The sequence below is a fragment of the Dactylosporangium sp. McL0621 genome, from assembly GCF_049995355.1.
Taxonomy (GTDB): Bacteria; Actinomycetota; Actinomycetes; order Mycobacteriales; family Micromonosporaceae; genus Dactylosporangium.
In genome coordinates, this window is sequence record NZ_CP188259.1 from 465,468 (window position 1) to 491,245 (window position 25,778).

The following is a 25,778-nucleotide window of genomic DNA, read 5'->3' on the forward strand; positions in this document are numbered from 1 at the left end:
CAGTGGACGGAGCGTCCATTTCCAGTGTGAGGGAGAAGAGCGATGCCGATCCCACCAGACGACCTGGGCCGCGAACTCGTGGTTACCGATGCCGAGGCGGACGGGGCGGTGCACATCGCGCTGGCCGGCGACACGTACACGATGCTGGTCACCGGGGCCCAGACCGGCGGCGCTTACTGCCTCATCGACATGCACGTCCCGGACGGTGGCGGCCCGCCGCTGCATCGGCACGACTTCGAGGAGATGTTCACGATTCTCGAGGGCGAGATCGAGTTCATCTTCCGCGGTACCACCGCGATCGCCCGGGCCGGGACCACGGTCAACATCCCGGCCAACGCGCCGCATCACTTCCGCAACCGTTCGGGGCGGGCGGCCCGGATGCTCTGCATGTGTACCCCGGCCGGCCAGGACGAGTTCTTCCGCCGCTGCGGCGACCCCGTCGACGGCCGCACCGCGCCACTGCCGCCGCTGAGCGCGGACGAGCTCAACGAACGGCGGCAGCGGGCGCAGACACTGGCGCCGCAGTACGCGACCGAAATGCTCTAGCCGTGGGCCATTCCGGTGATGGTGAGCGTGGCGGAGTACAGGCCCGGCTGCGTGGTCGACGGGATCTTCAGGTGCAGCTCGGCGCCCAGCATGGTCGTGCCCAGGCCGCCCGGCGAAGCCGCCGAAGCCAGGCCCGCGCCGTCCTTCAGGCCCGGACCGGCCCCCGGCGACACCGGGGCGGCAGTCGTGACGTCGTGGTTCGCGTTCTGCGCGAGGATGATCGGCGTCCAGCCGAGGTACCCGCCGCTGAAGGTGTGTACGCCGTCCGTGAAGTCGCTTACCTGGCCGGTGACCGTCCAGCCGGGGTGGGTCTGGTCGCGCTCGTCGCTGACTGTCACCGCGCGTAGGTCGCCGGAGGACTCGAAGGTGTGGTCGGGCCGGAGCGTGGCTTCGGACATCTGCACCGGGGTGTTGTCCACGGTCATGGTGAAGACGCCTTCGGTGAGGGGTACGTCGACCTGGATCTTCTCGTCCTGTTGCTGGACCGTGACCGTCATGATGATGCCGCTCGACATCGATGGTGCGTAGGCGATCTCGTCCGTCGGCGTGAACTTGGCGTAGATGTAGAGGTTGTCGATGGGGTACCGGGTGAGCTGCGCGACGCCGTTGACCAGGGGGACGGGAGGTCCGAGCGAGCCCATGGCGGTTATGAACTCGACCGTGCCCACGGCGTCGGCGGGCGTGACGGTGGCGGTCAGGGTCACCGGGGTGTCCTCCCGCGCCTCGGCCGGGCCGGTCAGGGTCGTCGCGGTCGCGACCACCGCCGGGCACAGCGCCGCGCCCAGGCGATCGCAGGGCCTCGGCATCGGGTCGGTCGCCGACAGCGCGTCGGTGCCGTCGGCGGCGACGGCCGGGTTATGGCAGAGCGAGAAGTCGGCCGTCGCGGGCAGCTGCGCGCCCGGTACCTTCTGCAGCTGGCCGTAGCTCGCCCGGAGCAGGTTCAGCGGGAGCGGGGCGTAGCCCTGCCCCGTCACCTGGCTCTGCCCCGCGCACAGGAGGTAGCGGCCGAAGTCGCCCAGCGTGTAGCCCTTGCTCGCGTTGAAGGTGAACGCGTTGTCGGTCGGCAGGACCATGTACGAGAAGGACGACAGCTCGTACGTGCGCGGGTCCGGGTTGGTGTAGACGTCGGACAGGTCGCCGAGGCCGTTGGTCGTGCTCACCTTGGCCTTGAGCAGGGACAGGCCGATGTGGCCGGGAGTGGGCGACGTGTAGTAGCCGGCGGAGTTGAGCACCTTCGCGACCGGGAAGTTGGATGCCGTCACCTGCGGCGACTCGACGTAGCCGATCGCGCCGTTCGCGCCGGCCTGGGTGACGTAGCCGGGCACGCCCAGATCGCCGGGCTGTCCGACCATCGCGGAGCCGGCCAGCACCGGGTACGCCGTGGGCGTGCCGCACGGGTTCACGCCCGTCGCGGCGCAGTAGGCCGTCCACTGCGGCGCGTGCCGGGCGGCCAGCCACTGGGTGAACTGCCAGGTCGAGCCGGACCCGTCGGTGCGCACCACCGGCACGATCGGGATCGCCGGCAGGGCCAGGCCCGGGTTGTCGGCCAGCAGCGCCGGGTCGTTCCACATGGTCAGTGTGCCGGTGAAGATCTTCGCGATGTTGTCGCCGGACAGGCGGAGGTTGTCGACCCGCTCACCGCCGATCGTCAGGTTGTACATGAAGCCGGTGGCGACCGCGATGTCGGGCATGTACGCGTATCCGCGCTCCGGTGGGAGGTCGGTGCCGCCGAGGCCGTACGGGAGGTCCGTGGAAGCCCAGTCCAGGGTGCCCTCCCGGAACCTGGTCCGGCCGGTGGTGTTGCCCGAGCGCTCGTAGTCGACGCGCAGGCCGTACTGGAAGACGTTGCTGATCCAGGTGTGGAACGCGTTGTACGTCATCGTCGAGCCGCCGCCGGCGATCGGGGCGTAGCTCGCCGCCGCCGCGGGCGACGCGGGGCCCAGGAGGGTCGCCATCGCGGTCGATAACACGAGAACGAACGCTGTCCATCGACGACGCGACATATGCAACCCCCCGAGGATTAACAGGCGTCGTCGAGGGTGGGCGCGCGGATGTCACGGAGTGCGGATTGGTGCCGTACGACAGAAATCCGTCAGGTAAACAATCTTCACCGGGGTAGGCGCTTTCTGAGGGACTCGCGCAGGTCGTCGGGGAGTCCTTCGGTTTCGACCAGTCCGGGCAGTAGTTCCGGGGCGGTCGTGTACGCCCGGAAGGCCTGCGCGATTGTCACGCCGTGCGCCGGGCGGTCCTCCACCGTCACCGGATCGCCGGCCCAGACCGCGCCCGGTTCCAGGACCCGCAGGTACGCGCCCGGGCGGTTGGCTCGTGTGAAGGTTTTTACCCAGCGGGGCTCGGCCATTTTGTGCTGAAACGTTGCGCACGGGATGCGGCCGAAGGTCGGCTGCAGGATCAGGGTCGGGCCGATGCGCCAGCGTTCGCCGATCACCGCGCCGTTTACGTCCAGGTCCTCGGTGGTCAGGTTTTCGCCGAAGAGGCCGTTCGGCAGGCGGCGGCTCAGGCGAGCCTGCCACCAGTCGTAGTCCTCGCGCGCGTACGCGTAGACGGCCTGGTCGTCGCCGCCGTGGTTCTGTACGTCGAAGATCTGGTCGCCGATCAGGCCGCTGTGCAGGCCGGTGGTCTTCGGGCCCGGGGCGCGCACCTCGACCAGGCGGTCGACCGGCTGTTTGTTGATGCCGGTGATGCCTACGCTCTTGGCCGGGTTGGGCTCCGGGACCGCCAGGTTTACCGAGACAATCCTGCTCACGTCCGCAAACCTAACCGCCCGCGTCGATGCTCGCCGCACAATTTCGGGCGACCCGTAGGCGGGCTCCGGGTGCGATGCCAGGGGCGGGCCGGGGTCTGTCCCCGATGCCCGCGGACCGCTCGGCGCCCATGATTAATGCATCAGATGTGGTACCTCGACAAGGGAGCGCGGAAAAATGGAAACCGTCTACGGCTCGATGCGGCAGTACGGCCTGGTTCGTCCGACGCACGGCCGGGTGCTCGGCGGTGTTGTCGCCGGGCTCGGACGACGGTTCGGGATCGACCCGTGGCCGGCGCGGCTGCTGTTCGCGCTGATCCTGCTCGCCATTCCCGGCACGCAGATTCTGATCTACCCGGTGCTCTGGATTCTCATGCCGGCCGAGACCGTGGCGACGCCGGTCACGCCGATCGTCCCGGAAGCGCCGATCGCGTAAGGCTCGATGTAAACGAAACGCCCCGGGCGCCATCGTCCGGGGCGTCGGCGTACGTTGCGTTCGTGTACCCGTTCGCCATCGATCTCGGTACCTCCAACACCGTCGCCGTGCTCCGCGGGGCCGATGGGCAGGTTCGTCCCCTGCTGTTCGACGGCCGGGAACAGTTGCCCTCGGCCGTGTACGCCGGCGCGGACGGGGCGTTGGTCGCGGGCAACGACGCGGAGCGGCTCGCGCGTGCCGATCCGGCGGCGTTCGAGCCGAATCCGAAGCGGCGGGTCGACGACGGGACGGTGCTGCTCGGCTCGCACACGGTTGCCGTGCCCGACTTGTTGGCCGCGGTACTGCTGGCGGTCGTCGAGCGGATCGGGCCGGCCGGGCCGGCGGTGCTGACCGTGCCGAGTACGTGGGCGGCGTCGCGGCGCGCGGTGCTCACCGCGGCCGCCGAGCGGGCCGGGCTCGGCGCGGTGACGCTGGTCAGTGAGCCGATCGCGGCCGCCGTCTACTACGCGTCGGTACTGCACCAGGAGCTCCCGCCGCGCGGCGCGCTGCTCGTCGTCGACGTCGGCGCGGGTACTGCGGACGTTGCGCTGGTCGAGGTTGCGGCGCGCTCCGTGATCGCGCAGCGCGGGCTCGACGTCGGTGGCCTGGACGTCGATGCGGCGCTGGTCGGCATCCTCGGCCGGCTCGTGTCCGGCGCGGCGCCCGAGGCGTGGCAGCGGCTCGCGGTGCCGGTGACGAATGCGGATCGGCGCGACCGTCTCATGCTGTGGCAGGAGGTGCGCGCCGCCAAGGAGAGTCTCTCCCGGCTCAGCGTCGCGCCGGTGCACGTGCCCGGGTACGCGGCCGATCTGCACCTGACCCGCGACGAGCTCGAGGCCGTGGCGACGCCGCTGCTCGGCCCGGTCGTCGACGTCGCCGCCGAGCTGGTGGCGGAGGCGGGGCTGGGCCCGCACGAGCTGGCCGGCGTCTTCCTGGTCGGGGGCGGCAGCCGGATGCCGCTGCTCGGGCGGCTGTTGCACGCCCGCCTCGGGGTGGCGCCCACCGTGGCCGAGCGGCCCGAGACGGTGGCCGCCGAGGGGGCGATCCACGTGCCGGCGGCGGCCGCGTCCGGCGAGCGGGTGACGACGGCGTCCGGCGCGACGACCTCGCGGCGGCGGTGGCGCAGCCCGGCCACGCTGGTGCTGATGCTGCTGTGCTTCGTGCTGCCGTTCGCCACCGTCTCCTGCGGGCTGCCGGACGGCTACGGGCACGCCCAGCCGGGCGGGACAACCGAGTACAACGGGCTCGACCTCGCGCTCGGCGGCCGGCCCGACGTGGCGGCCGATCAGCTGCGGCCGGCCGGCGAGTGGCGGGAGGACCGGCTCGGGGCGCAGCCGTTGTACGTGGCCGCGCTGGTCGTGCTCGGCGTTGCGCTGGTCGCGGCGCTGATGCCGGCCCGGCCGCGGCGCCGGCGGGCGGTCGTGGCGGGGCTGGGGGCGCTGGCCGGGCTGGCGCTGGTCGCCGGGCAGGCGCTGGTGGTGAGCCGGCTCGCGGACCGGGTTCGGGAGCAGAGCGCGGTGCCCGCCGGGAAGGATGCGCGCGACTTCGTGGGGACGGGCGCCGGCTTCTGGCTGACGCTCGTGCTGCTCGCACTGCTGCTGGCCGGCAATCTGGCCGCCCTGCTGCCCTGGCGCCGGGCGCCCGGGGCGGGCAAATGATATTCACGATCTATGTAACACTCCGGGGGTGACGCTGCCTCCTCCGCCGCCTCCCTTCGGCTACCCCGGCCCCCCACCGCCGCCGCCGATGCCGATGCCGCCGAAGAGCAACACGGGGCTCATCATCGGCGTGATCGGTGGAGTGCTCGCGTTGTGCCTGGTCGGCGTTTGCGTGGCCGGCGTGGCCTTCCTCTTCTACAAGGACAAGAGCAACTCGCAGGCGGAGGGTCAGTCGCCAGTGGCGGCGGCGACCGCGGCGACCGGGGGGCCGTACGCGACCGACACCTACACGGCGCCGGCCGTCGTGCCCACGACGCGTGCCGCGCCGCCCCCGGCGCCGGTCAGCGTCGGGGACTGCATCGCCGTCGAGTCGACCGGGGACTACGAGGGAAAAGGCAACTGCAACGGCTCCAGCGGCACCTACCGGGTTCTCTCCGTCGACTACTCGGGCAACACCTGCTCGGATCCGCAGTCGCCCTACATCACGGTCGACGGCTACCGGCTCTGCCTGGAGCTGTACCTGGTGCGCAACTACTGCTACCAGTTCCCGAGCGGGTCCGGCTGGGTCGTCGCCGCCTCGGCGTGCAAGGCGAAGGGCACGGTCCACATCGTCGACATCGTGCCCGGCGGGACCAACGGCAACAACTGCACGCGGGACTACAAATGGAACCGGTGGTACTCGTTCACGCACCCGACGGTCGTCTACTGCGTCATGCAGTATTGAGACCGATGACATCTGTCATGCGGTACTGGCGACAAACGACGGCGTGAGGAACGGCGCGTCCATGGGATTGTGAGACCGTGGATGTCGAAGAACAACAGGTCCGGCTGCGGCCGCCGGCGCATCGGGTGAGCCCGCGGGCGGTTTGGTACTGGGCCACGAAAGCCGCGGTGCTGTGGGTGGTGCTCGTCGCGCCCCAGGTGATCTGGTACCTGAACGACGACGGGCCGGTCGCGCCGCACGTCGCCGTGGCCGGGGCCTGGCTGGTGCTCGCGGCCGCGCACCTGGCGATCATGCCGCGCTGGCGCTATCGGGTGCACCGGTGGGAGGCGACCGACACCGCCGTCTACACCCAGACCGGGTGGATCAGTGTGGAGCGGCGGATCGCGCCGATCTCCCGGGTGCAGACGGTCGACAGCGAACGCGGGCCCATCGAGCGGATCTTCCGGCTCGCCAACGTCACAGTCACCACCGCGTCCGCCGCCGGGCCGATCAAGATCCATGGGCTGGCCACCGCCGATACCGACCGCCTCGTGTCCGACCTGACGACCCGCGTCGCCGAGAGCACCGGGGATGCCACGTGACCTCCGTCGACACGATCGCCACCACCGAGCAGACCAGCCTCGACGGCAAGGAGGGCTGGCGCCGGCTGAGCCCGCGGATGCTCCTGGTCCATCCGGTGCAGGAGGCCATCCGCCTGCTGCCGGCGATCGCCGGGCTGATCTTCGCCAGCCTGCAGGGCGGCCGGCACGGCTACTGGGGCCTGCTCGCCGGGGCCGTGGCCATGGGGCTGGGGATTCTGCGGTACTTCACCACCTCGTACCGGATCACCGCGACCCACGTGCAGGTGCGCCGCGGCTTCTTCCGCCGCCGGGTGCTCACCGTGCCGCGCGACCGGGTGCGCACCGTCGACGTCAGCGCCCACCTGCTGCACCGGCTGCTCGGGCTGGCCCGGGTGACCGTCGGCACCGGTCAGACCGACAAGCGCAATGAAGGCGTCAAGCTCGACGGGGTCGGCGCCGCCGCGGCCGAGAACCTCCACCGCGAGCTGCTGCACCACACTGCCGTGCCCGCGCCCGCGACGGCGGCGACCGCCGAGGCCGGCCCGGAGAAGGCCGACCCGGAGATCGAGCTGGCCCGGCTCGACCCGGCGTGGGTGCGCTACGGGCCGTTCACACTGTCGGGGCTGGTCGCGATCGGCGTGCTGGTGGCCTTCGGGCAGCGTTTCGTGAACGAGGGCCACGTCAACGTGACCCAGATCGGGGTTGTGCGGCGCGGCATCGATCAGCTGTCGTCGGTACCGCTGCCGCTTGCGATTTTGGAGGTTTTTGCCGCCACCGTGGTGTTCGTGGCGGTCGCGTCCACGGTCGGTTATGTGCTCGCGTTCTGGGGCTTCCGGCTCACCCGCCACCCCAGCGGGACCCTGCACGTCCGGCGCGGCCTGATCACCACCCGGTCCACCACGATCGAGGAGCGCCGGCTGCGCGGCGTGGAGGTCAGCGAGCCGCTGTTGCTGCGTACCGTGCGCGGCGCGCGGGTGCTGGGGATCGCGACCGGGCTGCGGGTCGGGCGCGGGGCCGAGCGCGGCGGTTCGCTGCTGCTGCCGCCCGCCCCGCGCGCGGAGGCGGACCGGGTGGCCGCACTGGTGCTCGGGGACTCGGCGGCGATCACCGCGCCGCTCACGCCGCACGGCCCGCGGGCGCGGCGCCGACGGTACACCCGAGCCTTGCTCTTCGCTTCTTTGGTCGTTGTCGCCGGTGCGCTGCTCGGGTGGTCCGGCCGGCTGCCGTGGTGGGCGGTGGTGGCGTCGCTGGCCCTGTTGCCGATCGCCGTGCTGCTGGCCGCCGACCGCTCCGCGAGCCTCGGTCATGCGATCGCGGACGGGGCCCTGATCAGCCGGTACGGCAGTGTGGTGCGCCGGCGCGTGGTCCTGCGCACCGACGCCGTCATCGGCTGGAACATCCGCGAGACGTTCTTCCAGCGCCGGGCCGGCCTGGCCACGCTGGTGGCGACGACCGCCGGTGGCAATCAGCGGTACCCGGTGCTCGACGTGCCCGCCGACGAGGCGCTGCGGCTGGCGCGGGCCGCGGTCCCAGGTCTACTGGAGCAGTTCGTCGTCGCCGAATAGTTGACTCTGACTAGTTGATAGTGAATAGTTAGAGCCAACCAAGACGGCAGGCAACGCTCGAAGGGACCCCAGCCATGAACGACGTGCAGACCATCAGCCCGGTCCGGATCGCCGCGAACCACACGGTGACCAAGCGGCTCGGCAACTGGACCACCGAGCGGCACTTCCAGGTGCGGGCGCACCGTGGCGTTGCGGTCATCGACCTGCGATCGCCGCACATCCCCGCCGGCGACATCACCATCGAGCTCGACCTCGACCACGCCATGACGAAGTTGCTGCTCGACGACGACGCGGTCGTCGAGGACTGGGACCTGCAGCGCACCGGTCGCGGCCGGGTCAAGGACGGCGAGGCCCCGAAGGGCGCCGGTGGCCGGCGGATCGTGCTCACCGGGCAGCTGCGCCAGAGTGAGGTCCGCGTGCACCGGGGCGGTATCGCCGTGCTGTCGGCCATGTTCTCGCGTGAGTTCCTGGTCGACGCGCGTCAGGCCTACAAGCTGGGCCGGACCCCGACGGTGGCCGATCCCGCGCACACGTCGTGATCGCGCGCTGGATGGCGGGCGGTGCGGTCGCGGGCCCGGTGCTGTTCACCGCGGCCTGGCTCGTCCTCGGCTTTGTGAGCCCGGGCTTCACGATCTTCGGTACCGAGATCGCGCCCTACTCGTCGATCAGTGCGGGCATCAGCGGGCTCGGCCTCGGGCCGACCGCTCCGTACATGAATACCGCGTTCGTGCTCACCGGCGTCCTCATGCTCGCCGGCGTGGTCGGCGCGCTGCACCTGATCCCGGAGCTGAGTGGCCGAGCGCGGTGGACCTGCATCGTGATGCTCGGCCTCTCGCCCCTCGGCGCCATCATCGACGGATTCTTCACCCTGGAATCGTTCCTGCCGCACTTCGTCGGCGCCGCGCTGGGCTTCGGGTCGCCCATCGTCAGCTTCGTGGTGACCGGACTGCTCCTGCGCCCGATCGCGCAGTGGCGAGCGTTCGCCAACTGGTTGCTCGTCGGCAGTCCGCTCACGCTGGCATTGACGCTGCTGTACTTCAGTACCTTCGAACCCACCGCCGAAGGCGCCAGGACCGGGGTGGCCGGCCTGACCGAACGCATCCTGGTCGTCGAGGCGCTCGCCTGGTTCGTCGTCCTGGGCCGGCTGGCGATCCGCCGGTCGAGACCCGGGACGGGGCCTCGCCAGCGGCCGGGTTTTGGCAGACTGCCCGCATGGCCGAGTCAGCGACGCTTGACGATGGCGGTACGACCGGGAAGCCGCGCTGGGGGATCATCGCGCTCGCGGCCTTAGCGGTGCTGACGATCCTGGGCGGGGTGAGCGCGCTGGTCATCGGCCGCCTCGGGGATTCCCCGGCGGCGCCGCCCCGCTCGCCGAAGTACATCTCCTGCATGTACGCGGGCCAAGCCGGCGACCAGGGGTACTGCGACCGCTACGTCGCGGACGTCGCCCGGCGCGGCGACCTGACACAGGAGCAGCGCGACCGGCTCGACGCCGACATGCGCAAGGCGGAGCGGGCGGTGCAGACGCCGTTGTCCTGCGCCGATGTGCTCGGCCAGGCGCCGTCCGGGCGATTCGCCGAGTGCGAGGGGCTGCCGGTGCCCGTCCGGTCGGATCGGGGGGTGCGCAACCGGGCGCTCTCGACCGGCGATCCCGCCGCCGACCTGCCGTCGTTCGTCGAGGCGATCAGGGTGTCCCTGGAGCGGGCCGGGTACCCGGGGGGCACGGTTCGGGCCGCGCGGGCCGACGATCCGGCACCGCGCGGCACGATCATGTTCGGGGTGCCGATCGCCGAGGCTTGCTTCGTCGGCTACGAAGCCGTGCCGAGCGGTGGCGGCGGCTACGGCCTGCAGGGCAAGCTGCCCGACGGCCGTTGCCTGAGCGCGTAGAGGCGCCCGTCGGTCAGCCGTTGGTGCAGGTGGCTCCGTTGAGCCGGAACGACGTGGGGTTGCTGTCGTTCGAGCCCCACGTTCCCTGGAAGCCGAACGACGTGTTGCCGCCGGGCGGGATCTGGGCGTTGTATCCGACGTTGGTGGCCGTCACGGCGGCGCCGCTCTGGCTCACGGTGGCGCTCCACGCGTTTGTGACGTGCTGGTCGCCGGGGAAGGAGAAGCCCAGGGACCAGCCGTTGAGCGCGGCCGTCCCCGTGTTGGTCACGGTGACGTTGCCGGTGAAACCGCCCGGCCACTCCGACTTGGTGTAGGAGACCCGGCAGCCCGCGTTGCCCGTGCCGCCGCCGGTGGAGGTCGGCGTCGGGGTCGGGGAGCCGGTGGTGCCGCCGCCGATGCTGTAGGAGAAGTTGTTGACGGCGAGGCCGGTGCCGTTGACCCAGGGTTCGAAGCCGGCCTGCACGCTGGTGATGTACCAGGAGTTCTGGGCGTAGCCGCGGTTGACCATGTCGCGGTAGAAGGACGAGACGTTGAAGTTGATCGAGGAGGTCGGGCTCTGCCGGACGTAGGAGACGACGTTCCAGCCGTAGTTGCCGTACCAGACGTCCCAGTTCGCGCCCGCGATGTTGACGGTGCCGACCTGTGAGCCGGCGGCGTGCACGGAACCGGTCTTGTTGAGCCAGACCATCAGCTCGGCGCCGGTGTTCTGGCCGTCGGTGCGCGGGGTCGGGTCGAACCAGACGTCGTAGGAGGCGTCGTACACGCTGCCGTTGTTGGGGTACGACATCCCGACGCTTGTCGAGATCGTGCCGAACCGGCTGTCGCTGACCGCCAGCGGCAGGCCGCTGCCGGAGGTGCAGGCGCCGTAGTGGCATCCGGCGTACACCGAGGGGTAGGCGGCCGGGGCGCCGTTCTGCGGCAGGTTGTGCACGGCCGAGGTGACCGCGAAGCCGGTGCTCGTGACGTTGATGCACTGGGTGGTGTCGTCGCCCCAGACGTTGTTCTGCACGATGTACCGCCCGCCCTGGATGGACGTCGACCCGTACTTGCTGCAGATCTGGGTGTCGGCGCCGGCGGGCGGCGCCGCGAGGGCGATGGCGACGGCGCCACCGACCGCGAGGAGCGCCGCGGCGGCGACGATGGACGGTCGTCTCATGTGATCCTCCAGGCGTGGAACCACTTCCAGAAATATGGCCAGCCGAGATAATGGACCGTTAGGTCATGAATATGGAAGCGCTTCCAGTCGGGAGGAGGAACGACCAGGCGCCAGGAGGCGGTGGCACCTGCGCCGGAGGCGAAACTTTCAGGCCGAGTCGCGTATCACCAGGCGCGTCGGCAGGATCAGCGGGCTGGGCTCCCGGCCGGACAGCAGCGCCGTGAGCATGCGGGCCATCTCCTGGCCCAGCGCGCGGACCGGCTGGTGCACGGTGGTCAGCGGCGGATCCGTGCGGGTCGCGATCTCGAGGTCGTCGAACCCGACGACGGCCACGTCGTCGGGCACCCGGCGACCGTGCTCGCGGAGTACCCGGACCGCTCCCGCGGCCATGTTGTCGTTGGCGACGAACACCCCGTCGGGGTCGGCGCCGGTGTTCAGCAGCGCCGTCATCGCCGCGGCGCCGCCGGTGACGGTGAAGTCGCCGGCGGCCACGGCGGTCGGGGCCAGGCCGGCGGTGGCCATGGCATCGCGGTACCCCCGGTCACGGGCCTCGCTGACGTCGGTGTCGGACAGGCCGGTGATGGCGGCGATGCGGGTGCGTCCGAGCCCGATCAGGTGTTCGGTGGCGTTCCTGGCCCCGCCGCGGTTGTCCGCGTCGACGAACCACCTGGGTTCGCCGCGCAGCGGTCGGCCGCCGTAGACGGCGGGCAGGCCGGATCGCTCCACAATGGGTACGAGCGGATCGTCGCCGCGCAGTGCCAGGAGCATGACGCCGTCGACCCCGCGTGTGCCGAGCAGGCCCTGGAACCGGGCCTGGGACCGCCCCGACGCCGCCAGACACAGCAACAGGTGCAGGTCGGTGTCTTCCAGGGCCGCCGAGATGCCGACGATCACATGGGCGAAGAACGGATCGGCGAAGAGGGCGGGATCGTCACCGGACACGGCCAGGGCGACCACGCCACTCTTGCGGGTGGCCAGCGCGCGGGCGCTGCGGCTGGGGGCGTATCCGAGGTCGCGGATGGCCTTCTCCACGGCCTTGCGCTTGTCGTGGCTGACGTACGGCGCATCGTTGATCACGCGGGACGCCACGGTCATCGACACGCCGGCACGCGCGGCGACCTCGGCGAGGGTGGGCCGCCGACGGGACGGCCCCGCCGTTGTCGCCATGACCCGTCCCTTCGTCGGCGCGCCGTCGCAACATCGACGGCGCACGCTCAGCGTACGAGGTGGGCCGAGCATGCCACGCGTGCCGAGAAGTTAATTGACTCCGACTAGTCGATAGCGAATAGTTAGAGCTGACCAAACGGCGGGCACGGTTCGGGCCGCGCGGGCCGACGATCCGGCACCGCGCGGTGGTGGCGGTTACGGCCTACAGCGCAAGCTGCCCGACGGCCGTTGCCTGACTGCGTAGACGGGCCTCACGCGACGGCGGCGGCGAAGGCGGCGAACAGGTCGCCGGACAGCGGGGTCTGCAGTCGCCACGTCACCGCCATCGGGCGTTCGCCCTGGTGGTCGACGTACGTGGCGGGGCCGAGGAACCAGAACGCGCGATCGTCGGCGCGCGTGCGGGCGAAGAGCAGGATCGACCGCCCCATCGACACATGATTTCGGTACCGGCGTCCGGTCGGGCTGTCGGCGCCCGTTGTCGACTGGCTCTCCCAGTGGATCAGGTCGCGGCTGATGGCGTAGTCGCGGTACCGCGTCGTGGGCGAGAAGTCGCCGCTGGTCTTGTCCAGCGTGAAGGCCAGCAGGTCGGCGCCGGCGGCCTTGGCGTCGTAGACGCCCTCGCGCCATTGCGGCGTTTTCACGCCGGCGCCCTCGCCGACCGCGGCCAGGATTTCGAGGCGGGTGTACTGGCTGTGCACCTGCAGCGGAATGTTCGGCAGGGCCTGCTGCTGCAGGTGACTCGGGGCGTCGCCAAGGACGTGGAGCAGCTCGTCCAGCTCGGCGATCACCTGAGGATGCGACCAGAGCAGATCAACCGCGGACGGCAGCGAGTCGTGCTTGGTCACCACGGTGTCGGCGAGGTTGGCCAGGAGCATCCGCAAGAGGCGCTGTTCACCGGCCGGCAGCGCGTCGACGTCGGGGGCCTGCGGCCGGCCGAGCAGCGCCCGGTACCCGTGCAGCCGCTGGGGGTCGTCGATGTGCTGCATGCGGGCGATGCCGCGGCGCAGCGCCTGCTCGTGGGGCCCGGGGTCGGCGACGGCGAGGCCGGCGGCTTGGCGCATCTCCGACCAGCTGTGGTTGCCGGCGTAGACGTCGCTGACCTCGAGGCCGGTTTCGGTGAGGTAGTCGGCCAGCATGACGGCCGGGCGGCCTTGGGCGAGGGCGCGGAGCTCGTCGACCTTGAGCGGCCAGCGGGACGGGATGGCGTCGCGGATGCTGCGCAGCACAATCTCCCGGGCGATCCGGTCGAGCTCCATGTGGCAGCCGGCAGGCAGGAACGGGAAGCCGTCGGTGATTGATCGTTCGAGGTCTCGGCGGCTGCCGCCGAGCAACGCCCGGTACCGCCGATCGAATCGGAATTCGCGCCGGTGCGTGCCGACGAAGTCGAGGACCGTGCACATGGTCTTGCGCTCGGCGGTGCGCAGGCCGCGGCCCAGCTGCTGCAGAAACAGGGTGGCGCTTTGGGTTGGGCGCAGCATGAGCAGCGTGTCGACGGTGGGGACGTCGACGCCCTCGTTGAAGAGGTCGACGGAGAAGACCACCTGGACGGTACCGTCCTCGAGCTGCCGCAGGGCCGCGCGGCGGTCGGCATCCGCTGTTGTTCCGACGACGGCTATGGCGGCGACGCCGAGCTTCTGGAACTGCGCGGCCATGTACTTCGCGTGGGCGATGCTGACGCAGAAGCCGAGGCAGCGCACGGTGGCGACGTCGTCGACGTGCGCGGCGAGCTGCTGGTAGACGAAGCGGACCCAGGCGTCGTTGCTGGTGTAGACGTTGGTGAGCGCGGTGTCGTCGTAGCCGTGACCGCGGCGCCAGGGAACGTCGCGCAGGTCGACGCCGTCGTGGATGCCGTAGTACATGAACGGAACCAGGCGGTGCTGTTCGATGGCATCCCAGAGGCGGAGCTCGGCGGCGATGCGATCGTCGAACCAGTGCAGGATCGGCAGGCCGTCGGCGCGTTCCGGGGTTGCGGTCAGGCCGAGCAGTTGGCGGGGTTCGAGCTCCTCCATGATGAAGCCGTACGATGCGGCCGCGGCGTGGTGGAACTCGTCGACGATGATGACGTCGAAGTGGTCCGGCTGGAGGTGCTCGCGACCGGCGGCAGCGAGGCTCTGAATCGAGGCGAATACGTGCTCGAAAGCGGTCGGCCGGGCGCCGCCGACCCAGAGCTCGCCGAAGGTGAAATCGCGCATCACCTGCCGGAACGTCGCCAGACTCTGCTCGAGGATCTCCTCGCGGTGGGCGACGAAAAGGAGACGGGCCCGCGGCAGCGTGGTCCGCAGCCGGGCGTAATCGACGGCCGCCATGACCGTCTTGCCGGTGCCCGTCGCCGACACCAGCAGGTTGCGGTGCTGGCCGCGAGAGCGGGACAGCTCGATGAGCTCGAGCATCCGCTCCTGGAACGGCTCGAGGCGGACCTCGAGCGGGCTGAGAACGGTGAGGACGCGACCCGGCGGCTGACGCTCGCGGTCGAGGGCGGCCAGGAAGTCGTCGCGGACGTAGGGAAGGAAGTCCCCGCCCTGCCAGTAGCTGTCGAAGACCGCCTCGATCTTCTTGACGACGTCGAGGTTTCGGGCGGCGGAGACACGCACGTTCCACTCCAGGCCCGCCACCTGGGCGGAGTGCGTGAGGTTCGACGAGCCGACGTAGGCGGTGCTGAAAGCGGAGTGCCGGTGGAACAGCCAGGCCTTGGCGTGTAGCCGCGTCGTGGAGGAGTCGTAGGAGACCCGGACATCGGCGCCGAGCTCTGCCAGCAGGTCCAGGGCCTTCGCCTCGGTGGATCCGGTGTACGTCGTGGTCAGCACGCGGAGCCGCTTGCCTTGCGCGCAATGCTCCCGCAGGGCCTCGAGTAGCGGCCGGATGCCGCTCGTGCGGATGAACGCCATCACCACGTCGACGCCGTCCGCCGAGGCGATCTCGGTGTGGATCTGGCTGCCGACTCGAGGCTCACCAGGTGCGTTCGTCAGCAGCGTGGTGTCCAGCAGCGGAATGAGCGGCCGGCCGGCCGTGTGGACCGAGCCGTCGGGACGGCGTTCGCCGATCGCGTGGAGGATGTGGCCCGGCGGGAGCGGCGCCTCCGCGGTCGGCTCGGTCTTCGGCAGCCGAGCGCCGAGCGACGCGAGCAGATGCTGGGCAACCTCGACGCCGATGGCGACGCGGTCCTCCTCGGGAACCGCCTCGAGGGCCCGCTCGACCTGCCGGGCGAGCAACTGCGCGATCCGGTCGGCGGCTTCCGCCGAGCGCAGGCTTTGGCGGCGGATCAGCTCGGTGTCGACGTTGGCGAGCTCTCCTTCGAGGGCCTTGGTGACGACGACCTCGTACAGTCCGCTCGGCAGCTGATCAACCACCGCAACAGTTTGCCCTACCGGCGCCCTCGGTGGCGCCGCCCGCTTGGGCGACGCCACGAGGCCGAATCAGTTGGCCGGCGTCAGACTCTGGCCAGGGTCCAGAGGTGGTCGGCCGTGCCGTTGTCGCCCCACTGCAGGACCTGGGCGCCGGAGCTGGTGCTCATGTTTGTTACACCGAGGACCAGGCCGCTGTTCACGCTGCGGATCTTGTAGTGGCCGGCGCCGTCGGAGTCCACCGACCAGAGGTGGTCCGTGGTGCCCGTGTCGCCCCAGACGAGGGCGGTCGCGCCTTGGCTGGTGGAGGCGTTCTGGATGCCCAGGACCAGGCTGCTCAGTTGGTTGACGATTTTGTACTGCCCGTTGCCGACGGACACGAGCGTCCAGATCTGTGACGTGCTGCCGCCGGCGGTGGACTGGACGACGGAGGTGCCCCAGGCGGTCCCGGCGTTCAGGGTGTCCAGGCGCAGGTTGCTGTTGCCGTTCGTGATCCGGTACGTGCCGGCCAGGTCGGTCGGGGTACCGCCGGATCCGGCAGTAATCGTGATGCGGTAGGCGTTGTTGGTCGCCATGTTGATCGGGACCGAGATCGAGCCGTTGGACGGCGTGTAGGTCGTCGTTGACACGGTGCTCGGGCCTGAGGACGCTACCGTGCGGCCCAGCGACACCGTCTGCTCGACCTTCACGCTGACCGTGCTGCCGAGGCTGAGGGCGTTGAGTCCGTTGACCGTCACGGCGCACGAGCCGTTGCAGCCGCCGGCGACGATGCTGACCTGGTTGCGGCTCGAGGGTACGGCGGCGAAGCCGTCGATGCCGGTCTGGGCCGGCGGGGTGGTGACGACCATGTTGCCGTTCATCGCGGCGTACCAGGTGTAGAGCCAGTAGGCGGCGTTCGGGCTGCCGCCGCGGGCGGTCAGCAGGTCGCCGAGGGTGCCGGACTGGTTCCAGAAGGCGAGCTCCGCGTCGCGCACGCCGAGGCGCTCGAACTTCGCGACGTAGCCGACCAGCGGGCCGGGCAGACCGACCTCGCCCGGTGCGGCGTACTCCTCGATGGCGATCGGGCGCCGGCTGATGCCGAGCTGGTCCTCGATGCCCTGGACGGTGGCCACGTCCCCGGCGATCTTGGAGGACCGGGTGAGCTCGTGCCAGGCGATGACGTCCGGCACGGTGTTCGTGGCCACGGCGTTCTGCAGGAAGTTCCGCATGTCGCCGATGTTGTCCGAGAAGCTGGGGCCCTGGATCGGCTTGTTCGGGTCGAGCGAGCGGACCTGGCGGAATGTCGTGGTCCAGAAGCTCTCGTAGGTGCCGTTCGCCGAGTTCCAGGTGTTGTCGGACTCGTTCCACAGCTCGTACGCGGAGATGCTGTTGTAGTACGACGAAGCCTTCATCGTGTTGATCTGCGAGTTGATGAAGGGTGTCCAGGTGCTCCAGCTGAACTGGTACGGCCAGCCGGCGTAGTAGTCCGAGAGGCGGTTGACGAGCTTGGCGCCGACGCTGACGGCCGTCGGGGCCACGACAGAGATGTCACCGGTGGGCTGCTGGCGGCCGCCCGCGGGCATCTGGACGAACGTGTTCGGCTTGATCGCCTGGGCCAGCGACACCGTGGGCTGGGTCGCGTTCGCGAGCCCGTAGAGGCTTCCGGTCGCGACGTGGGTCACGGGGCGCAGGGTCTGGCTCGCGTCGACGACGAGGGTGTTGGCGGCGGTGGCGGCCGACGCCGGGCTGAGCACGAAGCCGGCGGACACCACGGCGATGGCGGCGGCCACCGTGAGTGCCAGGGGGCGGGGGGTTCGGACGGTCTGCGGCATGCTTGCTGTCCTTCCGTTCGATGTCCGTCCCGGGAAGGAAACTAGGAAATCGATTGCCTTGACGCTAGGAGGGGATGAATCGGCATGTCAAGGCCGGTTACTGTCACATCGGAAGGAAAATCGGAAACTCCGGAAAACCGTTATGAGCGCCGACTGTGGCGAGTCGTGGGTCTTGACGGCGCCTGTCACCATTCCGTCGAACGGGTGAAGGGGGATGAGGCGGGCCGATGTTTCTCGACGCGGTATTCGAGTTCCCGACCTTCCTGTTCACCTTTCTCCTCGCTTTAGTCGTTTTGTACTGGGTCGCCGTTCTTTTCGGTGGAGCCGACGTCGAGGCGTTCGAAGTCATCGACATCGGACTCGGCGGAATGCCGGTCACCGTGGCGGTATCGGTCGTCGTGACGGTGGGCTGGTTCGTCAGCCTGGCCGCCATGACCGTCCTCGGCGGTCCGCTGCTGGGCGCGGTCGTGCTGCTGGCCGCCCTCCTCGTGGGCCTGCTGGCCGTCCTTCCGCTGCGACGGCTTTTTCCGGCCGCGAACGGCGACTCCCGAACTGCATTTGTCGGGCGTACCTGCGTCATCCGCACCGGCACCGTCACCGAAACGTTCGGCCAGGCCGAGGTCACCGCCGCCGACGGGTCCAGCGCGATCGTCCAGGTGCGCCAGACCGGCGCCGACAGCTTTACCGCGGGCAGCCCCGCGGTGATTTATGAGTACGACCAGAACGGCGAGTTCTTCTGGGTCATTCCCCACCCCGGACAGAGGGAGACTTCATGACCGTCATCACCACCGGCTTTCTCATTGCGCTCGGCGTGGCCGTGCTCGTCGTGGTCGGTGTGCTGCTCGCCGTCAGCCGGCTGTTCCGCAAGATTGAACAGGGCAAGGCGCTCATCATCTCCAAGGTGCGCAAGGTCGATGTCACCTTCACCGGGGCCGTGGTCCTTCCAGTACTCCACAAGGCCGAGGTCATGGACATCTCGGTCAAGACGATCGAGATCGAGCGGACCGGGCGGGAAGGGCTGATCTGCCGCGACAACATCCGGGCCGACATCCGGATCACGTTCTTCGTGCGGGTCAACAAGACCACCGAGGACGTCATCAAGGTCGCCCAGGCGATCGGAACCGTTCGCGCCAGCGACCAGGAGACGTTGCAGGAACTGTTCAACGCCAAGTTCTCCGAGGCGCTCAAGACCGTCGGCAAGCAGCTGGACTTCGTCGACCTCTACACGAAGCGCGATGAGTTCCGGGACCAGATCGTCCGGGTGATCGGTACCGACCTCAACGGGTACAGCCTCGAAGACGCCGCCATCGACTTTCTCGAGCAGACGCCGCTGGCCAGCCTCGACAGCGCGAACATTCTCGACGCGCAGGGCATTCGGAAAATCACCGAGTTGACCGCGATCGAGCACGTGCGCACGAACGAGTACCGGCGAAATGAAGAGAAGGAAATCAAACGGCAGGACGTCGATGCGCGGGAGGCGGTGCTCGAGCTGGAGCGCCGGCAGGCCGAGGCGGAGATCAAGCAGGAGCGCGAGGTCGCCACGATGCGGGCGCGCGAGGAGGCCGAGACCCTTCGCGTGCGGGCCGAGGAGCGGCTCAAGTCGCAGACCGCCGAGATCCGCACCGACGAGCAGCTCGGCGTGCAGCACGAGAACAAGCAGCGGGAGATTGCCGTGGCGGAGAAGAACCGCGAGCGGGTCCTCGCGATCGAGTCGGAGCGGATCGAGAAGGACCGCATGCTCGAGGTCATCTCCCGGGAGCGGGAGACCGAGCTGACCACGATCGCCAAGGACAAGGAGGTGGAGGCCGAGAAGCGGGCCATCGCCGAGGTCGTACGGGAGCGGATCGCGGTCGAGCGCACGGTCGCCGAGCAGGAGGAGCAGATCAAGCGGCTCCGGGTGGTCGAGGAGGCCGAGCGCACCCGCCAGGCCGTCGTCATCCAGGCCGAGGCCGAGGCGCAGGAGAGCCTGGTCAAGGACATCAAGGCGGCCGAGGCGGCCGAGGCGGCCGCGAAGTTCCGGGCCCGCGAGGAGCTGGTGCTCGCCGAGGCCCGGCAGCAGACCGCCGAGCTGGAGGCGCGCGCCAAGATCCGGCTGGCCGAGGGCACGCAGGCGGAGGCGGCCGCGGCCGGCCTCGCCGACGTGCAGGTGCGCGAGCGCAACGCCGAGGCGATCGAGAAGATCGGCCGGGCCGAGGCGGCCGTCGAGCGGGAGAAGGCCGTCGCGACCGCCGAGGCGATCGAGAAGGCCGGCCTCGCCGAGGCCGTCGTCGAGCGGGAGCGGGGCGCCGCCCAGGCCTCCGCGCTGCGCGACAAGCTCAAGGGCGAGGCCGAGGGCCTCAACGACAAGGCCGCCGCGCTCGCCGCGATGGACGAGGCGACCCGCAGCCACGAGGAGTACCGCCTGCGCCTCGAGACGGAGAAGGAGGTCCGCCTCGCCGGCATCGACGTGCACCGGCAGGTCGCCGAGCAGCAGGCGCTCGTCCTGGCCGCCGGCCTGGAGAAGGCGAACATCGACATCGTCGGCGGCGACAGCGTCTTCTTCGACAAGCTGCTCGGGTCGATCAGCCTGGGCAAGAGCATCGACGGCTTCGTGCAGCACTCCGACGTCGTGCAGACGGTCGGCGCCTCGTACCTCAACGGCGGCGGCGACCTGGTCGGGGACCTCGGGCGGATGCTCGGCTCGCTGAGCACCGCCGATGTGTCGAACCTGACGCTGTCCGCGTTCCTCGTCCAGCAGATTCAGCGGGGCGGGCCCGACCGGGACAAGCTGCGTGACCTGCTGGACACGGCGCGGCAGCTCGGCATCGCCGACAAGCCGGTCGCGGCGCTGGCGGCGGCCCAGCAGTGACCGTCGGCGTGGCGGCGGGGGCCGCGGTGAGCGAACGCGCAGTGGTGGTTGGTCGTGCGGCGGTGAGCGAACGCGCGGTGGTGGCTGCTCATGTGGCGGTGGGTGCTGCGATGAGCGAACGCGCAGTGGGCGTTCGTGTCGCGGTGAGCGAACGCGCAGTGACGGCTGCTCACGTGGCGGTGGGCGCTGCGATGAGCGAACGTGCATTGGCGGGCGTTCATACGGCGTTGAGCGAACGCGCGGCGTCGGCTGGTCGTTTGGCGGTGGGCGAACGCGCGGCGTCGGCTGGTCGTTTGGCGGTGGGCGAACGCGCGGCGTCGGCTGGTCGTTTGGCGGCGGGCGCTGCGGTGAGCGAACGTGCAGTGGTGGCTGTTCGCGTGACGATGAGCGAGGCCCAGCGATGACCGTCGACACCGCGGCGCCCGCCGCGGCGAGCCTGGACGCCGGCACCTACGAGGTGCTGCGCGACCGGCTCGCCGCGCAGGCGGCCGAGCTGACCCGCCGGGCCGAGACCCTCAACGCGCAGCGGACCGAGGTGTTCGGCGGCACCGAGCTGCGGCTGCTCGGTACCGAGCGCATTCGGACGGAAAACAACTGCGTTCCGCGCGACATCGTGTCCATCGGTGATCGGATGCTGTTCGGATACAACGTTTTCATCGGGCTGAAGCCGGAAACGACCGTCGCCGACGTGTTCTCGTTGCACCGGTTCAGCCGCGCCGGTGACGCGTTCCGGTTCGACGAGCCGGAGTCCCAGGAGCTGCTGCGTGACCCACAGTTGCTGCGCGACTTCGGCGAGCTGTACAAGTACTATCGCGACACTCGTCTTTTGCAGTTGCGCCGGCTCGACGGCAAGCTCCTCGCCGTCTTCCAGACCGGGCCCCGCACCGACGACATCAAGGTCCTGCGGTGGGCGGTCGGCACCGACGGCAGCGTGTCCTATGTGGACGGACGCGGCGAGCGCGACCATGTTTTCCCGCCGTCGCACGACTTCGAGTGGACCCCCGTCGGCCGGGAGCACCACGTGCTCGGGCGGCACCCGCACATCTCCATCGAGGACGTCGTCTTCGTCGAGACCGTCGGCGGCGACCTCACCGTCAAGGTCGAGAACAACACCGAGACGGGCGAGGGGGTGTACCGCGAGCCGGTCGACGAACCGCTGCAGAGCCTCGCCGACGCCGATGTCAGTTACGCGCGCATCGGACCGCTCGTTTTGTTGCGCATCCGGCCGTACAAGGAAACAGCCTTTCGCTTTTTGGTGTTCAACACGCGCACCCGGTCGGTCGTGCGGCTCGACGGGATCGGCCAGGGCTGCCAGCGGCTGCCGGAGGACCAGGGCCTGATCTTCCCGGGCGGCTACTACCTGGCCACCGGCGTCGCGCGGACGTTCGACACCGACGTCGCCGACCTCGAGTTCGAGCGCGTCATCCGGTCCACCAACGGCGAGGACGTGCTGTACGTCTTCCATGCGCGCGTCGACGGCCGGTCGCTGCTGCTGCCGTACAACGTCATCCGCAAAGCGGTCGCTAACCCGATCGTGTGCCACGGCTACTCGCTGTTCGACGACGGGACGCTCGTGGTCTTCCGGGCGCTGTCCGAGGAGCCGACGCGCGTGCACACCATGCAGGTGTGGCAGACGCCGTACCTGTCCGACACGTACGCCGCGGCCCAGCCGACCGGGGCCGGGCCGCTGGACCGGGTGGGCAACGCCGACCTGGTCCGCGGCATCTCGGACTGCCTGTCGGTGGCCCGCATGGTCGGCGAGATGGGCCCGTCCGCGGCGGTCTTCGAGGCCATCATCGCCGCGTGCCTGCGCACGTTCGACCACTACCACTGGCTCGGCGAGCCGGAGCTCGGCGACCTGCGCAGCCCGCTCGCCGAGCTGCGCAACACCGCCGAGCAGGTGCTCGCCGAGTTCGAGCGGGTGCAGGCGCTCACCGAGCAGGCGGCCGCCGCGCTCGGCGAGGCGGCCGTGCGTGTCGATTCGCTCATCCGCCGCTCGCAGGGCGAGTCGCCGGTCGACACCGACGCCTGGGTGCGCCGCCTCGCCGAGCTCCGCCAGGCCCAGGGCGCGCTGGCACCGCTGCGCGAGCTGCGCTACGCCGATACCGACCGGATCGCTCAATACGAACAGCGCCTGAAGGACGAACTTGTCGCGGCGGCCAAGCGGGCGGTCACATTCCTGCAGCGCGATGACGCCTTCGCCGGCTACCACGCCGACGTCGAGCGCCTCGTGGCCGACGCCGACGCGATCGGTACCGTGGCCGACGCCGCCCCGGTCGCCGAGCGGCTGGCCACCCAGGCCGAGGGTTTGCAGATCGTCACGGACGTGGTCGGCTCCCTCGAGATCGCCGACGCCACCGTGCGTGTCGGCATTCTCACCCGGATCGGCGAGGTCCTCGGCTCCGTCAACCGCGCCCGCGCGACCCTCGACGCCCGCCGCCGCGAGCTGCTCGCGGTCGAGGGCCGGGCCGAGTTCGCGGCCGAGTTCGCTCTGCTGGGCCAGGCGATCGTCGGCGCGCTCGCGGTCGCCGACACGCCCGGACGGTGCGACGGGCAGCTGGGCCGGCTCATGCTCCAGCTGGAGAACCTCGAGTCGCGCTTCGGCGAGTTCGACGACTTCCTCTCGCAGCTGGGCGACAAGCGCACGGATGTGTACGAGGCCTTCTCCTCGCGCAAACAAGCACTCCTCGATGAGCGTTCGCGCAGGGCCGACCGGCTGGTCGAGTCCGCGGAGCGCATCCTCGGCAGCATCGAGCGCCGGGTCGCCGCGATGACCTCGCCCGACGACGTCAACACGTACTTCGCCGCCGACCCGATGGTCGCGAAGCTGCGCGGCGTCGCCGGCGAGCTGCGCGAGCTGGGCGACCAGGTCCGCGCCGAGGAGCTGGAGGGCCGGGTCAAGACGGCCCGGCTCGAGGCCGGCCGGATGCTGCGCGACCGGCTCGACCTGTTCGGCGGCTCGACCGACGTCATCCGCCTCGGCCGCCGCCAGTTCGCCGTCAACACCCAGGCGATCGACCTCACGCTCGTCCCGCACGGCGACGAGCTGGCGTTCACCGTCACCGCGACCGACTTCCGCGCACCGGTCGACGACCCGGTCATCGTCGCGGCGCGCCCGTTCTGGGGACAGCTGCTCGTTTCCGAGACGCCCGAGGTGTACCGCGCCGAGCACCTCGCCTGCCTGGTGCTCGACGCCGCGGCGGCCGGAGTGTCCATCTCGGACGGTCCCGTTTGGACACTCGACGCGCTGCACCAGGCCGCGGTCACCGACGGCGGCCTGCGCGACATCGTCCGGCGCGCGGCCGACAGCCGTTACGACGAGGGGTACGAGCGCGGCGTCCACGACCACGACGCCGCCCTGCTCCTCGAAACGCTGCTGCGGTTGCACGCCGGCGCCGGACTCCTGCGCTATCCGGCGTCCGAACGCGCAGCGGCGCAGCTGTTCTGGGCGTTCCGTGCGGACGACGCGGCCAAGGCGGCCTGGACGCGGCGCGCGCAGTCACTCGCGCGGGCCCGGTCCGTGTTCGGTCCGTCAGAGGCGATTGCGCAATTGTGCGCGGAACTGCAAGAGGCGATCGGATCCTCGGGGGACTACCTTTTCGAGGAGCTGAGCACCGCACCCGCCGGGTTCGTCACGAGCGCCGCGGCGCGGACGCTTGTCGACCGATTCGCGCGGGCGGGTTTCATCCGGGAGCTCCACGAGGACCTGCGCGCCCTCGGCGCGGATCTCGACGCCCGCCGCCAGCTCGTGCACGCGTGGCTTTCGTCCTTCGACAAGGGTTCGGTCGATCTGGACGAGGCGGTGGCGATCGTGCTGGGCGGGACCGACCTGCCGCGGTACGACTCCTCCGCCGCCCTGACCGCGACCGTCGAGGGCCTGCTCGGCGCCCATCCGCGGATCGTCGGGCGCCGGACGGAGGTGCGCCTCGACGAGGTGCTCGCGCGCACCCGCCGGTTCCGGCTCGAGCGCGTTCCGGCGTTCCGCGAGTACCAGCGGCGCCGCAACGAGCTCGCCGCGCAGGAACGGCAGCGGCTGCGGCTGGAGGAGTACAAACCGAAGGTGATGAGCGCATTCGTGCGCAACCGGCTGCTCGATGAGGTCTATTTGCCGCTCATCGGCGACAACCTCGCGCGTCAGCTGGGCGCGGCCGGCGACGCGAAACGGGTCGACCAGATGGGCCTGCTCCTGCTCATCTCGCCGCCCGGCTACGGCAAGACGACGCTGATGGAGTACGTCGCCAGCCGCCTGGGGCTGGTGTTCGTCAAGGTGAACGGCCCGTCGCTGGGCCACCTGGTGACCTCGGTCGACCCGGCGGAGGCGCCCAACGCGACCGCCCGCCAGGAGGTCGAGAAAATCAACTTCGCGCTGGAGATGGGCAACAACGTCCTGCTGTACCTCGACGACATCCAGCACATGTCGCCGGAGCTGCTGCAGAAGTTCATCTCTCTTTGCGACGCCCAGCGCCGCATGGAGGGCGTCTGGAATGGCCGAACGCGCACGTACGACCTGCGCGGCAAGCGGTTCGCGGTGTGCATGGCGGGCAATCCGTACACCGAGTCGGGTGCGCGTTTCCGCATCCCGGACATGCTCGCGAACCGGGCCGACGTGTGGAACCTCGGCGACGTCCTGTCCGGCCGTGAGGAGCTGTTCGCGCTGAGTTACATCGAGAACGCGCTGACGTCCAACACCGTGCTCGCCCCACTGTCCACTCGCGACCGCGGCGACGTCGAGCTCCTGGTGCGCCTGGCCCGCGGCGACGACACCGTGCGGCCGGACCAGCTCGCCCACCCGTACTCCGCGGTCGAGGTCGACCAGATGCTGTCCGTGCTGCGCAAGCTACTGCGCGTGCAGGAGGTGGTGCTGGCGAACAACCGCGCGTACATCGCGTCCGCGGCCCAGGCCGACGCGTCGCGTACCGAGCCGCCGTTCCTGCTGCAGGGCTCGTACCGCAACATGAACAAGCTCGCGGAGCGCGTCGTGCCGGTCATGAACGAGGCCGAGCTGGAGGCCGCGATCGACGACCACTACATCGGCGAGGCGCAGACGCTGACCGCGGGCGCCGAGGCGAACCTGCTCAAGCTGGCCGAGCTGCGCGGCCGTCTCACGCCCGCGCAGGCTGCGCGCTGGGCCGAGGTGAAGGCGGCGTACCTGCGGGCGCGGGCGCTCGGCGGGGACGGGGACGACCCGATGAGTCGCGCGGTCGGCGCGGTCGGGCTGCTGGCGGACCGCGTCGGCGCGGTGGAGGCCGCAATCAACCGCGCAGCCGGTTCGTGACGCA

At 70.3% G+C, this 25,778-nt stretch carries 19 protein-coding genes; 13 read left to right on the forward strand and 6 right to left on the reverse strand.

Features of this window, described 5'->3' with window-relative positions; genetic code table 11:
* Positions 1 to 42: 42 nt before the first annotated feature.
* Entirely contained in the window at positions 43 to 546 is a 504-nt protein-coding gene (locus ACPPVO_RS02150; protein ID WP_426509606.1) for a cupin domain-containing protein, read from the forward strand.
* Here the strand turns inward: ACPPVO_RS02150 and ACPPVO_RS02155 are convergent.
* Both ACPPVO_RS02155 and ACPPVO_RS02160 read right to left on the reverse strand, forming a co-directional pair.
* Positions 543 to 2,501 (reverse strand): substrate-binding domain-containing protein, encoded by a 1,959-nt coding sequence (locus ACPPVO_RS02155; protein WP_426509608.1) that lies wholly within the window; start codon positions 2,499 to 2,501, stop codon positions 543 to 545. The two genes, ACPPVO_RS02150 and ACPPVO_RS02155, sit on opposite strands and share 4 nt — an antisense overlap.
* Positions 2,502 to 2,653: 152 nt before the next feature.
* Complete coding sequence (locus tag ACPPVO_RS02160; RefSeq protein ID WP_426509610.1) at positions 2,654 to 3,310, reverse strand: MOSC domain-containing protein; 657 nt, start codon at positions 3,308 to 3,310, stop codon at positions 2,654 to 2,656.
* A 175-nt stretch (positions 3,311 to 3,485) separates the two neighbouring features.
* On the opposite strand from ACPPVO_RS02160, the gene ACPPVO_RS02165 reads away from it, so the two are divergent.
* The 8 genes from ACPPVO_RS02165 to ACPPVO_RS02200 all read left to right on the forward strand — a co-directional run bounded on the left by ACPPVO_RS02165 (position 3,486) and on the right by ACPPVO_RS02200 (position 10,176).
* Positions 3,486 to 3,743: a PspC domain-containing protein gene (locus ACPPVO_RS02165; protein WP_426509611.1), complete on the forward strand. Its 258-nt coding sequence runs from the start codon at positions 3,486 to 3,488 to the stop codon at positions 3,741 to 3,743.
* 62 nt (positions 3,744 to 3,805) lie between these two features.
* A complete protein-coding gene (locus ACPPVO_RS02170) occupies positions 3,806 to 5,440 on the forward strand; it encodes an Hsp70 family protein (RefSeq protein WP_426509613.1) in 1,635 nt (544 codons plus the stop codon).
* 28 nt (positions 5,441 to 5,468) lie between these two features.
* Entirely contained in the window at positions 5,469 to 6,164 is a 696-nt protein-coding gene (locus tag ACPPVO_RS02175) for a hypothetical protein (RefSeq protein ID WP_426509615.1), read from the forward strand.
* Between the two features lie 77 nt (positions 6,165 to 6,241).
* Positions 6,242 to 6,745, forward strand: coding sequence for a PH domain-containing protein (locus tag ACPPVO_RS02180; protein ID WP_426509617.1), 504 nt, complete (start codon positions 6,242 to 6,244; stop codon positions 6,743 to 6,745).
* A complete protein-coding gene (locus tag ACPPVO_RS02185) occupies positions 6,742 to 8,289 on the forward strand; it encodes a PH domain-containing protein (RefSeq protein ID WP_426509618.1) in 1,548 nt (515 codons plus the stop codon). The genes ACPPVO_RS02180 and ACPPVO_RS02185 overlap by 4 nt, the downstream gene beginning before the upstream one ends.
* 74 nt (positions 8,290 to 8,363) lie before the next feature.
* Entirely contained in the window at positions 8,364 to 8,828 is a 465-nt protein-coding gene (locus ACPPVO_RS02190; protein WP_426509620.1) for a hypothetical protein, read from the forward strand.
* Positions 8,825 to 9,580, forward strand: a complete 756-nt coding sequence (locus ACPPVO_RS02195) for a DUF998 domain-containing protein (RefSeq protein ID WP_426509622.1) — start codon at positions 8,825 to 8,827, stop codon at positions 9,578 to 9,580. Before ACPPVO_RS02190 ends, ACPPVO_RS02195 begins: the two co-directional genes overlap by 4 nt.
* A gap of 2 nt (positions 9,581 to 9,582) precedes the next feature.
* The gene (locus tag ACPPVO_RS02200) at positions 9,583 to 10,176 is read left to right on the forward strand and encodes a hypothetical protein (protein WP_426509624.1); all 594 of its coding nucleotides are present in this window, start codon (positions 9,583 to 9,585) and stop codon (positions 10,174 to 10,176) included.
* Positions 10,177 to 10,189: 13 nt separating this feature from the next.
* Here ACPPVO_RS02200 and ACPPVO_RS02205 read toward each other — a convergent pair whose 3' ends face one another.
* From ACPPVO_RS02205 to ACPPVO_RS02220, 4 genes are all read right to left on the reverse strand, one after another.
* Positions 10,190 to 11,332 (reverse strand): GH12 family glycosyl hydrolase domain-containing protein, encoded by a 1,143-nt coding sequence (locus ACPPVO_RS02205; RefSeq protein ID WP_426509626.1) that lies wholly within the window; start codon positions 11,330 to 11,332, stop codon positions 10,190 to 10,192.
* Between the two features lie 147 nt (positions 11,333 to 11,479).
* Entirely contained in the window at positions 11,480 to 12,499 is a 1,020-nt protein-coding gene (locus ACPPVO_RS02210; RefSeq protein ID WP_426509628.1) for a LacI family DNA-binding transcriptional regulator, read from the reverse strand.
* 251 nt (positions 12,500 to 12,750) lie between these two features.
* The gene (locus ACPPVO_RS02215; protein WP_426509630.1) at positions 12,751 to 15,846 is read right to left on the reverse strand and encodes a DUF3427 domain-containing protein; all 3,096 of its coding nucleotides are present in this window, start codon (positions 15,844 to 15,846) and stop codon (positions 12,751 to 12,753) included.
* A gap of 80 nt (positions 15,847 to 15,926) precedes the next feature.
* On the reverse strand, positions 15,927 to 17,651 hold the full coding sequence (locus tag ACPPVO_RS02220; protein ID WP_426509632.1) for an RICIN domain-containing protein: 1,725 nt from the start codon (positions 17,649 to 17,651) through the stop codon (positions 15,927 to 15,929).
* A gap of 227 nt (positions 17,652 to 17,878) precedes the next feature.
* Between ACPPVO_RS02220 and ACPPVO_RS02225 the strand changes: the two genes are divergently transcribed.
* Genes ACPPVO_RS02225 through ACPPVO_RS02240 form a run of 4 tightly spaced genes read left to right on the forward strand, consistent with a single transcriptional unit; the run spans position 17,879 to position 25,774 of the window.
* Positions 17,879 to 18,427 carry a hypothetical protein gene (locus ACPPVO_RS02225; protein WP_426509633.1) on the forward strand — a complete coding sequence of 183 codons (549 nt, stop codon included), beginning with the start codon at positions 17,879 to 17,881 and terminating at the stop codon, positions 18,425 to 18,427.
* On the forward strand, positions 18,424 to 20,499 hold the full coding sequence (locus ACPPVO_RS02230) for a flotillin family protein (RefSeq protein WP_426509635.1): 2,076 nt from the start codon (positions 18,424 to 18,426) through the stop codon (positions 20,497 to 20,499). The genes ACPPVO_RS02225 and ACPPVO_RS02230 overlap by 4 nt, the downstream gene beginning before the upstream one ends.
* Positions 20,496 to 20,903 (forward strand): hypothetical protein, encoded by a 408-nt coding sequence (locus tag ACPPVO_RS02235; protein WP_426509637.1) that lies wholly within the window; start codon positions 20,496 to 20,498, stop codon positions 20,901 to 20,903. The genes ACPPVO_RS02230 and ACPPVO_RS02235 overlap by 4 nt, the downstream gene beginning before the upstream one ends.
* The gene (locus ACPPVO_RS02240; protein WP_426509639.1) at positions 20,900 to 25,774 is read left to right on the forward strand and encodes a DNA repair ATPase; all 4,875 of its coding nucleotides are present in this window, start codon (positions 20,900 to 20,902) and stop codon (positions 25,772 to 25,774) included. Before ACPPVO_RS02235 ends, ACPPVO_RS02240 begins: the two co-directional genes overlap by 4 nt.
* Positions 25,775 to 25,778: the final 4 nt, after the last annotated feature.

Bases quoted from the DNA above. Each gene is read 5' to 3' on its own strand.
- ACPPVO_RS02230 (WP_426509635.1), top strand. From the start codon at position 18,424: ATGACCGTCATCACCACCGGCTTTCTCATTGCGCTCGGCGTGGCCGTG.
- ACPPVO_RS02225 (WP_426509633.1), top strand. From the start codon at position 17,879: ATGTTTCTCGACGCGGTATTCGAGTTCCCGACCTTCCTGTTCACCTTT.
- ACPPVO_RS02205 (WP_426509626.1), bottom strand. From the start codon at position 11,332: ATGAGACGACCGTCCATCGTCGCCGCCGCGGCGCTCCTCGCGGTCGGT.
- ACPPVO_RS02240 (WP_426509639.1), top strand. From the start codon at position 20,900: ATGACCGTCGACACCGCGGCGCCCGCCGCGGCGAGCCTGGACGCCGGC.
- ACPPVO_RS02190 (WP_426509620.1), top strand. From the start codon at position 8,364: ATGAACGACGTGCAGACCATCAGCCCGGTCCGGATCGCCGCGAACCAC.
- ACPPVO_RS02150 (WP_426509606.1), top strand. From the start codon at position 43: ATGCCGATCCCACCAGACGACCTGGGCCGCGAACTCGTGGTTACCGAT.
- ACPPVO_RS02165 (WP_426509611.1), top strand. From the start codon at position 3,486: ATGGAAACCGTCTACGGCTCGATGCGGCAGTACGGCCTGGTTCGTCCG.
- ACPPVO_RS02155 (WP_426509608.1), bottom strand. From the start codon at position 2,501: ATGGCGACCCTCCTGGGCCCCGCGTCGCCCGCGGCGGCGGCGAGCTAC.
- ACPPVO_RS02210 (WP_426509628.1), bottom strand. From the start codon at position 12,499: ATGGCGACAACGGCGGGGCCGTCCCGTCGGCGGCCCACCCTCGCCGAG.
- ACPPVO_RS02220 (WP_426509632.1), bottom strand. From the start codon at position 17,651: ATGCCGCAGACCGTCCGAACCCCCCGCCCCCTGGCACTCACGGTGGCC.